This is a genomic window from Pseudomonas sp. BN606, assembly GCF_029873115.1.
In the GTDB taxonomy this organism is placed as follows: Bacteria; Pseudomonadota; Gammaproteobacteria; order Pseudomonadales; family Pseudomonadaceae; genus Metapseudomonas.
The window spans coordinates 70,153-84,508 of sequence record NZ_SSOF01000083.1; the positions used below are offsets into that span (position 1 = coordinate 70,153).

Here is a 14,356-nt window from a genome sequence, read left to right on the forward strand (position 1 = left end):
CCTCGTTGTTTATCTGTAGGGCCTCAGGAGCGGGGCTCCTGGGGCAGGCCGTCGGCGATGGCGTACCAGTCGGCCTTGGATTCCGAGTAGATGTGCTTCTGCGGGATGGGGCTCAGCGGTGAATCCAGCGTGCCCAGCGTGACGCCAACCCAGTCGGGGTTGGCGCTCTGGCTGTACCACTGCAGGGTCGACCCACACTGCCGGCAGAAGGTCCGGGTCACGCCGGGAGAGGAGTGGAACTCGCCAACCATGTCCTCGCCTTGCACCCAGCGGAAGCTGTTCCAGTGCACGGTGAAGTAGGTGCCGAAGGCCGCACCGTGGCCCTTGCGGCATTGGCTGCAATGGCAATGGGTGGCGGATTCGATGGGCGCGTCGATCTCGTATTTCACTGCGCCGCACAGGCAACTGCCGTGGTGCATGGCTTCAATCTCCTGCGTTCGGCCGGGCTTCCTTCATCCCGACCCTCTCCGGAGGGAGAGGGGGGAATCGGCACTCAGCGGCTGGCGCGGCGGCTCATGAAGGCCAGTCGTTCCAGCAGTTGCACGTCCTGCTCGTTCTTCACCAGGGCACCAGCCAGCGGCGGGATGGCCTTGGTGGGGTCGCGTTCGCGCAGCACGGCTTCGCCGATGTTGTCTGCCATCAGCAGCTTCAGCCAGTCCACCAGTTCGGAAGTGGAAGGCTTCTTCTTCAGGCCAGGGACCTTGCGCACATCGAAGAACACGTCTAGGGCCTCGGCCACCAGCGAGTTGCTGATGTTCGGGTAGTGCACGTCGACGATTTTCTGCAGCGTGTCGCGGTCGGGGAAGGCGATGTAGTGGAAGAAGCAGCGGCGCAGGAAGGCGTCCGGAAGTTCCTTCTCGTTGTTGGAGGTGATGATGATGATTGGGCGCTGCTTGGCCTTGATGGTCTCGTTGGTCTCGTAAACGTAGAACTCCATCTTGTCGAGTTCTTGCAGCAGGTCGTTGGGGAACTCGATGTCGGCCTTGTCGATTTCGTCGATCAGCAGGATGACGCGCTCTTCGGATTCGAACGCCTCCCACAGCTTGCCTTTCTTGATGTAGTTGCGAACGTCGTGGACCTTGTCGGAGTCCAGCTGGGAATCGCGCAGACGGCTCACCGCGTCGTACTCGTACAGGCCCTGGTGAGCCTTGGTGGTCGACTTGATGTGCCAGGTGATCAGCTTGGCGCCGAAGGCGGCGGCCAGTTGCTCGGCCAGCATGGTCTTGCCGGTACCCGGTTCACCCTTGACCAGCAGCGGGCGCTGCAGGGTGATGGCGGCGTTCACCGCGAGCTTGAGGTCGTCGGTGGCGACGTAGGACTGGGTGCCTTCGAACTTCATCAGTAAATCCTCGGACGTAAGACTCCGGTTGGAATACCGGACGGTTCAGTATTTGGGAAAGAGCTGACTATAACGCGCGCACGAGTCGACTGTGAACGCAGAAGCTTCATTCAGTCACTGAATGGCAGGAATGCCCTCGAACCGGCTTGGCGGGGCGCTGGACGCTCCAATGTCACGGCCTTAGGCTTGGGCACTTTTCCGCCATGACAAGGATTCCGCCATGAGCCGTATCTACGCCGATAACTCGCAAGCCATCGGTAACACCCCGCTGGTTCGCATCAATCACCTGGGCCCGCGTGGCGTGACCATCCTCGCCAAGATCGAGGGCCGCAACCCCGCGTATTCGGTGAAGTGCCGCATTGGCGCCAGCATGATCTGGGACGCGGAGGCCTCGGGTCGACTGAAGCCCGGCATGACGCTGGTGGAGCCCACATCCGGCAACACCGGTATCGGCCTGGCGTTCGTTGCCGCCGCGCGTGGTTACAAGCTGATTCTCACCATGCCGGCCTCCATGAGCCTGGAGCGTCGCAAGGTACTCAAGGCACTGGGGGCCGAACTGGTGCTGACCGAGCCGGCAAAGGGCATGAAAGGTGCTATCGAGAAGGCCAACGAACTGGCGAACGCCAACCCCGGGCAATACCTGCTGCTGCAACAGTTCGAGAATCCGGCCAACCCGGCCATCCATGAGAAGACCACGGGCCCGGAAATCTGGAACGACACCGAGGGCGCGGTGGATGTGCTGGTGGCGGGCGTGGGCACCGGCGGTACCATTACCGGCGTGTCGCGCTACATCAAGCAGACCTGCGGCAAGCCAATCCTGTCCGTAGCGGTGGAACCGGTGACTTCTCCGGTTATCAGCCAGACCCTGGCCGGCGAGGAAGTGAAGCCAAGCCCGCATAAGATCCAGGGCATCGGCGCCGGCTTCGTGCCGAAGAACCTCGATCTGGCCATGGTCGATCGCGTCGAGCAGTGCACCGATGACGACGCCAAGGCGATGGCTCTGCGCCTGATGCGTGAGGAAGGGATTCTTTGCGGTATCTCTTCCGGTGCTGCGATGGCCGTCGCTGCGCGCCTGGCGGAACGCCCGGAAATGCAGGGCAAGACCATCGTCGTGATCCTGCCCGACTCGGGCGAGCGCTATCTCTCCAGCATGCTGTTCGATGGCCTGTTCACCGAGCAGGAGCTGCAACAGTAGGTTGGTCCGAGCTTCGCGAGGCCCAACATTCAGGCTTTGGGCCTCGCAGTGTCGGGCTTCGCTGCGCTCTGACGTAACGCCGCCTGCACCAACCTACGTCTGCGCAGGTTCATAGCTCCCCGACTCATAGCTCACTCCGTGGCGCACGCGAGGCGGGCCATCGCCTTCGTGCAGCATGGCCAGGTTGTCGATGATCGCCTTGTCCGCGATGGTCAGGCGGTCGAGCATCCGCAGGTGCTGCAGCCAGTTCTCCACCACCATGGTTTCCTGCCACAGCTCCGGTTCGCTGGCATCGCGATAGAGCGCCCAGCGTTCGGCGCCGTTGCGCAGACGCAGACGGCGAAGCGGGCGGCTGGCGCGGACGAAGTCGCGGGTGCGTTCCTGGGGAATGCGGTATTCGATCGTCACCAGCACGGAGCCCCGATCCGGATCGAATGAGAAGCTCGGTTGGCCAGGCTGCGGGCTGTCGGCGTGGGCGATGCTGGAAGCGTCCAGCTCCGGCAGGCGGCGTGGGTAGAGCAGGAAGGCGCAGGCGATCATCAGGCAGCCGGCGCTGAACAGTGCTCCCTTCACACCCATGCTTTCCGCCAGGTGGCCCCAGAGGTAAGAGCCGAGCGCCAGCCCGCCATAGATCGCCGTCTGGTACAGCGCCAGGGCGCGGGCCTTGACCCAGTCCGGCACCAGAATCTGCACCGCCGAGTTATAGCTGGCCACTGCTGCGATCCAGCAGATGCCGCCCAAAAGCAGGGCTGGGAAGATCACCCAGAGGCTGTCCAGCGAGCCCAGCGCCAGCATCACCACGCCAAATAACAGGCCGGCCAGGCTGATCAGCTTGCTGGTACCGATCAGCAGGCGTCCACGGTTGACCAGCAGGCTGCCGCTGATGGCGCCAACTCCAAGGGCGCCGAGCATGTAGCCGTATACCGTGGCGTCGCCATCCGGGTTGCGGTGCGCCAGCAGCGGAAGCAGTGCCCAGACGGCGCTGGCGGAAATGCCGAAAGAGAACGAGCGCAGCATGACCAGGCGGGTGACGCTGGAGTACTGGGTGAAGCGCAGGGCCGCTACCACGCCCTGTATCAGGCCTTCGGGTGGCAGGGAACGAACGGGAATGCTGCGGCGCCACTGCCAGATCGCGCCGATCAGGCCCAGGTAGCACAGGCAGTTGAACAGGAACACCCAGGCCGGGCCCACGGCGCTGAGCATCAGGCCGCCCAGGGCTGGGCCTGCGGCGCGGGCGACGTTGTAGTTGACGCTGTTGAGCAGCACCGCATTGCCCAGCATTTCTCCTGGCACCTGCTCGCTCACCGCCGCCTGCCAGGCCGGGATGGTGATGGCGCCGCCAATGCTGATCCAGAGGATGGAGACGATCAGCAGGATCGGGTCCAGATAGCCGAGGAACGCAATGGCGCTGAGGAAGATGGCGCCGCTCATCTCGAAGCAAAGTCCGGCGAGCATGATCTTGCGCCGGTCGTGGTTGTCTGCCAGCACGCCTGAGAGGATCGACATGAGCACAAGGGGCAGGGCCGAGGCGACCTGAATCATCGCGACCAGCAAGGGACTGGCGTGCGCCTCGGTGACCACCCAGGCGGCGGCCACCGACTGCGCCCAGGTACCCAGGTTGGCGAACAGGTTGGCGATCCAGATGATGCGGAAGGCGGCAATGGTGAAGGGACTGAACAGGCCCTTGCGTGGAGTGGCTTCGGGTTCGGCGTCGAGGGGGAGATCGTTCTTCGGTGAGACGGACTGGAGCATGGCGACCATCCTTGCGCTGCACGGCCCCAGGCAGGCGGGCCGGTCAAGGCAGAAGTGTAGACGCCGCCAATGGCCTGGTTTTGCTCCAGGTCAGGCTTCCTCGCGGGCACGCTGGGACTTGCCGCGCATTGTCACTGGTGGCGGTGATGGAGAAGCTGGAAGCCCCGCACGACGGGGTCTCGATCCACAAGCAGCCAGGACAAAAAGACAATGACACGTTCCTTCGCGCCCCTCCTTCTGACGCTGGCCATGTCCGCCGCCGCCCAGGCGGCCGATACGGTGAAGATCTACAACTGGAGCGAGTACATCGCCCCGGACACCGTCGCCAACTTCAGCAAGGAAAGCGGCATCCAGGCCAGCTACGACGTCTATGACAGCAACGAGACCCTCGACGGCAAACTGATGACCGGCCAATCCGGCTACGACGTGGTGGTGCCCTCCAACCACTTCATGGCCAAGCAGATCCAGGCCGGCGCCCTGAAGAAGCTGGACAAGAACCAGCTGCCCAACTGGAAGAATCTCAATCCGGTGCTGCTCAAGGCGCTGGAAGTGAACGACCCTGGCAACCAGTACGGCTTCCCCTACCTCTGGGGCAGTACCGGCATCGGCTACAACGTCGACAAGGTCAAGGCCGTGCTGGGCGACAACGCCCCGGTAGATTCGTGGGACCTGTTCTTCAAGCCGGAGAACATGGAGAAACTCGCCAAGTGCGGCGTCGCCGTACTCGACAATGGCCCGGAGCTACTGCCCATCACCCTCAACTACCTGCGCCTGCCGCACCACAGCCAGAAAGCCGAGGACTACAAGACGGCGCAAGCCGAGCTGATGAAGGTGCGCCCGTACATCACCTACTTCCACTCCTCGAAGTACGTCAGCGACCTGGCCAACGGCGACATCTGTGTGGCCGTCGGATTCTCCGGCGACATCCTGCAGGCCGCCACCCGCGCCAAGGAAGCCAACAACGGTGTGAATATCCAGTACTCGACGCCGAAGGAAGGCTCGCCGATGTGGTTCGACATGGTCGCCATGCCCGCCGATGCGCCCGATGAAGCGGCTGGCTATGCCTTCCTCAACTACCTGCTGCGTCCGGATGTGATGGCTGGCATCAGCAACTCGGTGCACTACGCCAACGGCAATGCCGCGGCCGACTCTCTTGTGGAAGCCGAAATCAAGTCCGACCCGGCCATCTACCCGCCGGCCGACGTGATGAAGAACCTCTTCGCCCTGGAGTCCATGCCACCGAAGATCGATCGCGTACGGACCCGTGTTTGGAGTGCGATCAAGACGGGGCGTTGATCCTGCCAAGGTGAATGTGTTGGGGGATTCACCTTGTAGGGGCGAACTCATTCGCCCCTACAGAAAACTATCCCGCCGATTTCACCGCAGCCGGCACCGGCGCCGGCTTGAGCACCAGCCACAACGCCAGGGCGATCAGCACGCCGCCTTGCAGGTGCGCCATCGACACCGACTCATCGAGCAGCAGCACGCCCCAGAACACGCCGAACGGCGGGATCAGGAAGGTCACGGTCATGGTCTTCACCGGGCCGACGTTGGCGATCAGTCGGAAGTAGAGGATGTAGGCGAACGAGGTGCAGATGAATCCCAGAGCGGCCAGGGCCAGCCAGGTGACAGGTTGCAGGAGGGGCGCCAGCGGCATGCTCGGCGCATCCCAGGCGAACACCGGCACCAGGCAGAGAGTGGCGCCGATCTGGCAGCCGAGGGCGACCATTCCGCTGTCCATGCCGCCCGCTTCGGTAATCCAGCGCTTGGTCATGAAACCGGCGAAGCCGTAGCAGGTGGTGGCCACCAGGCAGGCGGCCGCACCCCAAAGCAGCTGGGCATCGAAGGCCACGGGGCCGGTGCGGGTCAGCACCGCTACCCCGGCCAGGCCCATCAGTACCCCGAGGGCTTTTGTGCCGGTGAGCTTCTCGCTGAAGAACAACGCCCCGATCAGAACACCCATCAGCGGCGTCGTTGCGTTGAAGATGGCCGAGTAGCCGGCCGGCAGCACTTTTGCCGCCAGGGCATACATGGCCGCCGGAACCCCGGAGCTGACGATGCCGATTATCAGGGTCTTGCCCAGCTTGCCGCGAAAGTCCCAGTTGCTGCGCAGCACCGCGAGGAGCACGGCAAGACCGATAGCCGACAGCAGTACCCGCAGGAAGGCCGTGGGTAGCGCTCCGATTTCCGGCACCAGCATGCGGATGAACAGGAAGCTGGCACCCCAGATGGCGGCGAGGCTCAGCAGGCGGACGAGATCGGCGGGTTTCATGACAGGCTCCAGGCATTGGAGCCGGCACGATGCGCCGCCTCGGGTGGCGGCGCAATCTACAACTTGCTTTCAAATTGGCGGAACAGTTTGGGGATGTACCGGCTGGGGGGCGCTCCCTTTGTAGGGGCGAAATCATTCGCCAAAGGCAGCGTAGCTGCCTCCTCCGTCGGACTAGGGCGAACCTGCGGTCCGTCTGGCGATTGAAATCGCCCCCACAAGAGCCATCAGAAGGTCTTTCTCGCGCTGGCCACCCAGGTTGCAGTGCACACGTCGGTGAATCCGTAGTTGCTGGCGCATTCGGACTCGGACAGGTCGGTGTCGATGTAGGACAGACCCCAGGTAACCCCTAGGAAGTCCCGGGTCAGCTTCGCCTCCCACTCGTGGTAGCTGTCGGTGCTGTCGCCACCGGTGGACCAGAACATCGGGTCCTTGAAGTCCATGCGCCCGTAACGCAGTTCCAGCTCGACCTCCAGGGGCAGGCTGGTCTGGTAGCCGGCATAGCTGTAGAGCGCGTCCTGGTCTTCGCCGAACACGGTCGATGCGTCGTTGGAGTAGAAGGCGGCGAGCTTGAAGCCATAGGCACCGAGGATGGCGTAGACCTCGCTCTGGTTGAACTGGCTTTCCTTCGGATAGCTGTACTTGATGTAACCGAGGTCCAGGTTCACCTCGTCTGTAGCCTGCCAGTACCAGCCGGCGTAGTAGTCCACTTCCTGGCGGGTCTTCAGGCCGAAGCCGTAGTCCACGTTGGAGGTCCAGGCACCTGCATAGAGGCCGCTGGAGTGGAGCAGCGTCGCGCCGGCCTGGGCGGCCGGGTCGTTCTGGGTCTGGGAAATGCCACGGGTGCGGTAGTCGCTGAGCACGGCCAGGTCGACTTGCACGGAAAAATCATCGTTCAGTTGCAGGGCCTGGCAGGCGAGCGGGGCCAGGGTGAGGGCGAGGAGCGTGATGCGGCGCATGGTGATACCCGTTGTTGTGATTGTTCTGGCAGATGCGGGCAAGGCTCCGCCCGGCCCCCGCCTTGGGGCGGGAGCAGAGCGGGGAGCGGGTGGTGCTGGTTGTCAGAGCGCCGCGTCGAAGACTTCGCGGCCGCCGAAGTAAGTCTTGAGGACGCGGGTTTCGGCCAGGTCCTTGTCGTCGACGCTGAGCACGTCGCGGTCGAGGATGATGAAGTCGGCCTGCTTGCCGGGCGCGAGGGAACCGATCTGTTGTTCCAGGCCGATGGTGCGGGCGGCATTCAGGGTGTAGGCCTGCAGCATCGTTTCGCGGTCGATGCGCTCGTCGGCGTTGAGCACGCCCTTGGGCCCTTCACGGGTCACTGCCTGGTAGATGGCCTGCCAGGGATTGGGCGAGGAAACCGGCCAGTCGCTGGCGCCGGCAATGGTCGCGCCCTGTTGCAGCAGCGAGTGGGCCGGATACTGATAGCGGAAGGCGAACGCGCTGACGTAGGGCTTCACCAGGTCCAGGGTGTAGTCGTCGCCTGAGGCCCACAGCAGTTGCATCGAGGCAATCACGTTCAGCGGCTTGAATCGCGCGAATTCCTTGGGGTTTACCAGTTGCAGGTGGGTAATGGAGTGGGTGACGCCGCTCTGGCGATCCCTGCGCGCCTGCTCGATGCCGTTGAGGGACTCGCGCACGGCGCGGTCGCCGATGGCATGGATATGCACCAGCCAACCACGGGCGTCGGCTGCGCTGACCAACTCACCGAAGTGCGCCGGGTCGATCAGCAGCTCGCCTTTCTTCTGCGAGTTGTTGTACGGATCGATCAACGCGGCGCTCTGGGCCGGGTACTCCAGCACGCCATCGGCGAAGACCTTGATGCCGGGCAGGCTCAGGTTGGGGATGCCCTGGAACTGCTTGCGCACCTTGTCGAGGGTATCCAGATCGGCGGGACGGCTCTTCGGGTTGGCCACCAGCAAGGCGGCGACATGCGCGTTCAGCTCACCCTTGTCGGCCAGCGCCTTGTACACCGGCAACACGCCGACGGTCTTTTCCGTGGGCTTGAGGGCGAACACCGCCTCGCCCGGCGCAGCGTTGGCTGCCGGGTCCATCCAGGCGGTGATGCCCTGGCTGTTGTTGTATTTAACGGCGGCCTCGCCAGCTCGCAGCATTTCTTCTGCACTGGCCGACGGCATGGAGGCGGCAATGCGGTCCCAGCCGGCATCCACCGCGAAGCCGTTGGGTTTGCCATCCTTGTCGATGCCCAGGGTGCCGCGTTCGGCTTCGGGCAGGGAGGCGACCAGCTTCGCGTCGATGCCGGCGCGATCCAGCATGGCCTGGTTGGCCCAACCGGTGTGATGATCGCTGCCGCTGAACACTACCGGCACCTTTGTCCATTCGCCGTTGTTGAAAATGCGGCGAAATTCTTCCGCACGGCTCCAGTACGCCGAACTCATGCCCGCGATGTTCAGCACATCGCCATGGCGGGCACTGCCATCGTCACGCCAGGTTCGCAGGCGTTTTTCCAGCTCGGCAGGTTCCACCACCTCGTCTTCCATGTTCGCGGAGGTCATCTCCAGGCCACCGAAAATGGCATGGGAATGGGTGTCCACCAGTCCCGGCAGCAGGCGCTTGCCGGCCAGGTCGATGATTTTTGTGGACGCATCGGCCAGCGCCTTGATCTCGGCGTCGCTACCCACCTTCAGCACCTTGCCGTCCGCCACCGCCATGGCTTGCGCAGAAGGCTTGGAGGGATCGGCGGTGTAGAGCTTGCCATTGAGTAGCACCAGGTCGGCGGCCGCCATGGACTCCATCGAGGAAAAAGCCAGCGCCACTGCCAGCAGGGTGGGCTTGAAACCTTTCATTGGTGAACCTCTTGTTTTTATTGATCTGGCAGCGAGACTAGCGACTCGACAGGGCTGGCAGAACGCCCGAAACGTGCAAAACCTTTTTTCCTGAATGGAAAAACCATGGACAAGTTCGGTGCCATCACCATGTTCGTCGCCACGGCGGAGTTCGGTAGTTTCAGCCGCGCCGCCGAGCAGCTCGGCAAGACTCCCTCGGCCCTGACCAAGGCCGTCAGCCACCTGGAAGAAGAGCTCGGCGTGCGGCTGTTCGAACGCAGTACCCGGCGCACCGTGCTGACCGAAGCCGGGCGGGTCTACCTGGAAACCGCGCGCCAGGTACTGCAGCGCCTGCATGAGGTGGGGGAAGAGGTCGGCCAGTTGCAGCACGGTCTTTACGGCAGCCTGCGATTGACTGCGCCACTGGCTTTCGGTCGCGCTTTTCTCGATGAGGTCTGCGCGGGGTTCCTTGCCGAGTACCCGCAAATTCGGTTGCGGGTGGATCTTTCCGACTCATTCATCGATCTCGTCGATGCGGGCTACGACCTGGCCTTGCGCGAAGGACGCGGCGACCAGCCCGGGCTGATCGCCAAGACTGTCGGGCGCAACTGCCTGGCCTTGTGCGCCAGCCCGACTTACCTGGCCCGCAATCCGGTACCGGTAACCCCGGCAACCCTCGACCAGCACGACTGGTTGCTCTACCGGCACGCGGCGTTGAGCCGAACGTACTGGTGGGTGGAGAAGGACGGCCAGCGGCTTAGCCTCCTGCAGCCCGCCGCACCGCGTCTGGAGAGCGACAACTACGACCTGTTGCTGGCCAATGCGCTGGCTGGCGGCGGACTGTTTCACGCACCTCTGTGGAGTGGCGCCCCTTACTTCGCCGATGGCCGCTTGGTGCGGTTGATGGCCGACTACGAGATCGACCCGGACGCCTTTGGCCCGCAGATTCTCGCGGTCTACCCCAGCCACCGCCGTGCCACCGGCAAGGTGCTGGCGTTCATCGACTACCTGGCGGGCTTTCTGGAGCAGCGTGGGCTGGCGTGAACGGTTGAATACGAATTGCCGCTGGGGGCGGAGGGTGGGATTCGCAAAGGTGGATCATGCTTCACCGATCCTCCATTGGAGTCTGGCGCGGAACTGATGGCGGCAATGAAGAGCGATCTTCGCCCTGCGCACTGGTTGTAGGAGCGAATTCATTCGCGAAGGGCAGCAACGTTGCCCCATTTGGAATTGAGGGGCAGACCTGCGGCCTGCTTCGCGATTGAAATCGCTCCTACAGGGAGACCTCACCCTGACCTAGAAATGCTTGCTCACACTCGCCACCCAGGTCGAGCTGCACACATCGGTGAAGCCGTAATAACTGGTGCATTCGGACTCGGACAGGTCGGTGTCGATGTAGGCGATGCCCCAGGTGACACCGACAAAGTCGCGGGTCAGCCTGGCTTCCCACTCGTGGTAGGCATTGGAGCTTTCGCCGCGGGCAGACCAGAACAGCGGGTCCTTGAAGTCGTTGCGCCCGTAGCGCAGCTTCAGGCCCACATCCAGGGGCAGGGCGTACTCGTAGCTGACGTAGCTGTAGAACGTGTCCTGCTTTTCGCCGATCAGGTTCTTCGCGTCGTTGGAGTACTGGGCGCCGAACTTGAAGCCGTAGGCGCCGAGGATGGCGTAGGCCTCGCTCTGGTTGAACTGGCCTTCCTTCGGAAAACTGTACTTGATGTAGCCGAGGTCAAGGTTCACTTCATCGGTGGCCTGCCAGTACCAGCCGGCGTAGTAGTCCACTTCCTGGCGGGTCTTCAGGCCAAGGCCAAAGTCGACGTTGGAGGTCCATATCCCGGCGTACAGGCCGCTGCTATGGAGCAGGGTGGCGCTAGCCTGGGCAGCCGGGTCGTTCTGGGTCTGGGAAATGCCACGGGTGCGGTAGTCACTGACCAGCGCCAGGTCGACTTGCAAGGAAAAATCGTCGTTCAGTTCTATGGCCTGGCAGGCGAGCGGAGCCAGGGCGAGCGCAAGGAGCGTGAAGCTTTTCATCGAGGGTTTCCCGTTGTTGTGATTGTTCGGGCAGACGCAGGCAAGGCTCCGCCCGCCCCGCCAGATGGCGGGGACGAATGCGGAGCAGGTGGTTTCTTGTGTTTAGAGGGCGGCGTTGAAGACTTCGCGACCGGCGAACCAGGTTTTCAGTACCTGGGTGCCCTGCAGGGCTTCGGGTTCGACCTGGAACACGTCGCGGTCGAGGAGGATCAGGTCGGCCTGCTTGCCGGGCGAGAGCGAGCCGATCTGCTTTTCGAGGCCAATGGTGCGGGCAGAGTTGAGGGTGTAGGCCTGGAACATGGTTTCCCGGTCGATTTCCTCGGCGGCGTTCAGTACGCCTTTCGGACCCTTGCGGCTGACGGCCTGGTAGATCGCCTTCCAGGGTTCCGGCGTGGTTACCGGCCAGTCGCTGGCGCCGGAGATGGTGGCGCCGTTCTTCAGCAGCGAACGGGCCGGGTACTGGAACTGGAAGGCCATGGCGCTGATGTAGGGCTGCACCAGGTCGATGCTGACCTCATCGGCGCTGGCCCAGTAGAGCTGCATGGAGGCGATCACATCCAGCGGCTTGAAGCGCGCAAACTCCTTCGGGTTGACCATCTGCAAGTGGGTGACTGAATGGGCGATGCCGCTCTGGCGGTCTTTACGCGCCTGTTCGATGCCATTGAGCGACTCACGCACTGCGCGGTCGCCGATGGCATGAACATGCACCAGCCAGCCGCGGGCGTCGGCCGCGCTGACCAGATCGCCGAAGTGCGCCGGGTCGATCAGCAGCTCGCCACGCTTGTTCGAGTTCTTGTAGGGATCGAGCATCGCGGCGGTTTGTGCCGGGACCTCCGCCACGCCGTCGGCGAAGACCTTGATGCCGGGCAGGGTGAGGTTGGGCACGCCCTGGAATCGCTGGCGCACCTGGTCGAGAGTGTCCAGGTCGGCCGGCTTGCTCTTCGGGTTGGCCACCAGCAGGGCGGCGACGTGGGCCGTAAGCTCACCCTTTTCCGCCAGCGCCTTGTAGGCCGGCAACACGCCGAGGGTCTGGGCGGTGGGCTTGAAATCGAACAGGGGCTCCCCCGGCGCGGCGTTGGCCGCCGGGTCCATCCACGCGGTAATGCCCAGGCTGAGGTTGTAGCGCAGTGCCGAGCGCGCGGCCTTCAGCAGTTGCTCGGCCGAGGCGGGTGGGAGTTGCGCCATCACCGGGTCCAGCCCTGCATCGGCAAGGAAACCATTGGGGCGGCCATCGGGGTGGTGGCCGATGGTGGCCTGAGCCTCTCCCTTCAGGCCTTTCACTTTGGCGGCATCGATACCGGCGCGCTTGAGCATGGCCTGGTTGGCCCAGCCGGTGTGATGGTCCCAGCCGAGGAAGAAGATCGGCACGTCGGCCCATTCGCCCCGGTTGAAACGCTGTTCCAGTTCAGCCACTTGGCCCCAGGCAGCTGACGGCAGACCGCTGACACTGAGCGCGTCGCCATGCCGCGCCTTGCCGTTGTCGCGCCATTGGCGCAGGCGCTGCTCCAGTTCCTCCACGGGAATCAGCTGGCCGCCCATGGAGGCCGAGTCCAGTTCCAGGCCGCCGAAAATCGCGTGGGAGTGTGAGTCGATGAAGCCCGGCATGAGCACTTTGCCGCCGAGGTCCATCACCTGGGTGCCGGACTCCTTCAGGCGCAGGATTTCGGCGTTACTGCCGACGGCGCGCACCTTGCCGTCTTCCACGGCCACGGCCTGTTGCAGGGCCTGGCCGGGTTCGGCGGTGTAGACCTTGGCGTTATGCAGGATGAGATCGACCGCCGCGAAGCTTTCCATCGAGGAACAAGCCAGTGCGACGGCCAGGAGTTTAGGGGCGAAGGTTTTCATCAGGTGATTCCGGTTCTTGTTGGTCTGCCGGAGAGCCTAACCAAGCCGGTGAAGCGGCAGAATGCTATGTTCTCGCACAACTTTTGTGCCGATCCGGAACAGATCAATGGACAAGCTCAGCGCGCTCAACATGTTCGTCGCCACTGCCGAGTACGGCAGCTTCAGCCGTGCCGCGGAGCAGATCGGCAAGACGCCGTCCGCGCTGACCAAGGCAGTGGGGCACCTGGAGAGCGAGCTGGGCGTGCGCCTGTTCGAACGCACCACCCGTCGCATGGCGCTGACCGAAGCCGGCCACATTTACCTGGAAGGTGCCCGGCAGGCGCTTATGCAACTGCAACTGGCCGGGGAAGAAGTGGACCAACTGCAGGACGAATTGCGCGGCACCCTACGCCTCACGGCGCCGCCGTCCTTCGGCCCGGCCTTTCTCAGTGAGGTGTGCTGCCGCTTCATGAGCGAACATCCGCAGGTGCGCCTGGACGTGGACCTGAACGACGCCTTTGTCGACCTGATTGACGGCGGCTACGACCTGGCCCTGCGCGACGGGCCCACCGACCTGCCTGGGCTGATCGCCCGGACGTTGACCAAGAACCGCATCTACCTCTGCGCCAGCCCCGCCTATCTGGAGCGCAAGAGGCTTCCCGTGTCGCTGGACACCTACCAGCAGCATGACTGGCTGATCTTCCAGCACCCGCTGCTCAACCGACACTACTGGTGGCTGTGGCGTGGTGAGGAACGCATCCGTGTATCGCAGCCCACGCCGCGAATGACCAGCGACAACTACGACTTCCTGCTCGCCTGCCTGCTAGGCGGTCATGGGTTGCAGGTGGTGCCGCAATGGAGTGCGGCACCCTACCTGGCCAGTGGCCAACTGGTTCGGGTGATGTCCGACTACGAGCTGGAACCTGACGCCTTCGGGCCCTGGGTCCATGTCCTCTATCTGGCCCATCGCCGTCGCACCCGCAAGGTGCGGGTGTTCATCGAGATGGTGGAGGCCTGCCTGCGGGAGAGGGGAATCGCCTAGGTAGGCGAGAGGACTCCTCTAGGGGCGATTGCAATCTCCAGGCAGGCCGCAGGTTTGCCCTATACCGTCGCTAGGGGCTGCTACGCCGCCCTTGGCGAATGAATTCGCCCCTACAACGGGCACT

The 14,356-nt window shown here is 63.6% G+C and carries 12 protein-coding genes; 4 read left to right on the forward strand and 8 right to left on the reverse strand.

All coding sequences use genetic code 11. The features are described from left to right. Window positions 1-23: 23 nt before the first annotated feature. Both E8E75_RS26425 and E8E75_RS26430 read right to left on the reverse strand, forming a co-directional pair. Window positions 24-419, reverse strand: a complete 396-nt coding sequence (locus tag E8E75_RS26425; RefSeq protein WP_120651917.1) for a GFA family protein — start codon at window positions 417-419, stop codon at window positions 24-26. A 74-nt stretch (window positions 420-493) separates the two neighbouring features. Beyond that, on the reverse strand, window positions 494-1,339 hold the full coding sequence (locus E8E75_RS26430; RefSeq protein WP_077524947.1) for a MoxR family ATPase: 846 nt from the start codon (window positions 1,337-1,339) through the stop codon (window positions 494-496). A 220-nt stretch (window positions 1,340-1,559) separates the two neighbouring features. Here E8E75_RS26430 and cysK point away from each other — a divergent pair, with 220 nt between their 5' ends. Beyond that, complete coding sequence (gene cysK / locus E8E75_RS26435; RefSeq protein WP_120651915.1) at window positions 1,560-2,534, forward strand: cysteine synthase A; 975 nt, start codon at window positions 1,560-1,562, stop codon at window positions 2,532-2,534. Window positions 2,535-2,627: 93 nt separating this feature from the next. Here the strand turns inward: cysK and E8E75_RS26440 are convergent, their stop codons facing one another. Continuing rightward, entirely contained in the window at window positions 2,628-4,286 is a 1,659-nt protein-coding gene (locus tag E8E75_RS26440; protein WP_120651914.1) for an MFS transporter, read from the reverse strand. Window positions 4,287-4,496: 210 nt separating this feature from the next. Between E8E75_RS26440 and E8E75_RS26445 the strand changes: the two genes are divergently transcribed. After that, window positions 4,497-5,582 carry a polyamine ABC transporter substrate-binding protein gene (locus E8E75_RS26445; RefSeq protein ID WP_153917969.1) on the forward strand — a complete coding sequence of 362 codons (1,086 nt, stop codon included), beginning with the start codon at window positions 4,497-4,499 and terminating at the stop codon, window positions 5,580-5,582. 67 nt (window positions 5,583-5,649) lie between these two features. Here the strand turns inward: E8E75_RS26445 and E8E75_RS26450 are convergent, their stop codons facing one another. The 3 genes from E8E75_RS26450 to E8E75_RS26460 form a co-directional block, all read right to left on the reverse strand. Next, complete coding sequence (locus E8E75_RS26450) at window positions 5,650-6,558, reverse strand: DMT family transporter (RefSeq protein WP_120651912.1); 909 nt, start codon at window positions 6,556-6,558, stop codon at window positions 5,650-5,652. 224 nt (window positions 6,559-6,782) lie between these two features. After that, the gene (locus tag E8E75_RS26455; protein WP_120651911.1) at window positions 6,783-7,514 is read right to left on the reverse strand and encodes a TorF family putative porin; all 732 of its coding nucleotides are present in this window, start codon (window positions 7,512-7,514) and stop codon (window positions 6,783-6,785) included. A 102-nt stretch (window positions 7,515-7,616) separates the two neighbouring features. Next, window positions 7,617-9,359, reverse strand: coding sequence for an amidohydrolase (locus E8E75_RS26460; protein WP_153917971.1), 1,743 nt, complete (start codon window positions 9,357-9,359; stop codon window positions 7,617-7,619). Window positions 9,360-9,464: 105 nt separating this feature from the next. Between E8E75_RS26460 and E8E75_RS26465 the strand changes: the two genes are divergently transcribed. Continuing rightward, window positions 9,465-10,382 carry a LysR family transcriptional regulator gene (locus tag E8E75_RS26465; protein ID WP_120651909.1) on the forward strand — a complete coding sequence of 306 codons (918 nt, stop codon included), beginning with the start codon at window positions 9,465-9,467 and terminating at the stop codon, window positions 10,380-10,382. 252 nt (window positions 10,383-10,634) lie between these two features. Here E8E75_RS26465 and E8E75_RS26470 read toward each other — a convergent pair whose 3' ends face one another. Both E8E75_RS26470 and E8E75_RS26475 read right to left on the reverse strand, forming a co-directional pair. Next, the gene (locus tag E8E75_RS26470) at window positions 10,635-11,366 is read right to left on the reverse strand and encodes a TorF family putative porin (protein WP_280359912.1); all 732 of its coding nucleotides are present in this window, start codon (window positions 11,364-11,366) and stop codon (window positions 10,635-10,637) included. Window positions 11,367-11,468: 102 nt separating this feature from the next. After that, complete coding sequence (locus tag E8E75_RS26475) at window positions 11,469-13,211, reverse strand: amidohydrolase (protein ID WP_153917974.1); 1,743 nt, start codon at window positions 13,209-13,211, stop codon at window positions 11,469-11,471. Between the two features lie 106 nt (window positions 13,212-13,317). Here E8E75_RS26475 and E8E75_RS26480 point away from each other — a divergent pair, with 106 nt between their 5' ends. Further along, window positions 13,318-14,232: a LysR family transcriptional regulator gene (locus E8E75_RS26480; protein ID WP_153917976.1), complete on the forward strand. Its 915-nt coding sequence runs from the start codon at window positions 13,318-13,320 to the stop codon at window positions 14,230-14,232. The last annotated feature ends 124 nt before the right edge of the window (window positions 14,233-14,356 follow it).

Coding starts and splice junctions, on each gene's coding strand:
- E8E75_RS26425 (WP_120651917.1), bottom strand. CDS start 419: ATGCACCACGGCAGTTGCCTGTGCGGCGCAGTGAAATACGAGATCGAC.
- E8E75_RS26430 (WP_077524947.1), bottom strand. CDS start 1,339: ATGAAGTTCGAAGGCACCCAGTCCTACGTCGCCACCGACGACCTCAAG.
- cysK (WP_120651915.1), top strand. CDS start 1,560: ATGAGCCGTATCTACGCCGATAACTCGCAAGCCATCGGTAACACCCCG.
- E8E75_RS26440 (WP_120651914.1), bottom strand. CDS start 4,286: ATGCTCCAGTCCGTCTCACCGAAGAACGATCTCCCCCTCGACGCCGAA.
- E8E75_RS26445 (WP_153917969.1), top strand. CDS start 4,497: ATGACACGTTCCTTCGCGCCCCTCCTTCTGACGCTGGCCATGTCCGCC.
- E8E75_RS26450 (WP_120651912.1), bottom strand. CDS start 6,558: ATGAAACCCGCCGATCTCGTCCGCCTGCTGAGCCTCGCCGCCATCTGG.
- E8E75_RS26455 (WP_120651911.1), bottom strand. CDS start 7,514: ATGCGCCGCATCACGCTCCTCGCCCTCACCCTGGCCCCGCTCGCCTGC.
- E8E75_RS26460 (WP_153917971.1), bottom strand. CDS start 9,359: ATGAAAGGTTTCAAGCCCACCCTGCTGGCAGTGGCGCTGGCTTTTTCC.
- E8E75_RS26465 (WP_120651909.1), top strand. CDS start 9,465: ATGGACAAGTTCGGTGCCATCACCATGTTCGTCGCCACGGCGGAGTTC.
- E8E75_RS26470 (WP_280359912.1), bottom strand. CDS start 11,366: ATGAAAAGCTTCACGCTCCTTGCGCTCGCCCTGGCTCCGCTCGCCTGC.
- E8E75_RS26475 (WP_153917974.1), bottom strand. CDS start 13,211: ATGAAAACCTTCGCCCCTAAACTCCTGGCCGTCGCACTGGCTTGTTCC.
- E8E75_RS26480 (WP_153917976.1), top strand. CDS start 13,318: ATGGACAAGCTCAGCGCGCTCAACATGTTCGTCGCCACTGCCGAGTAC.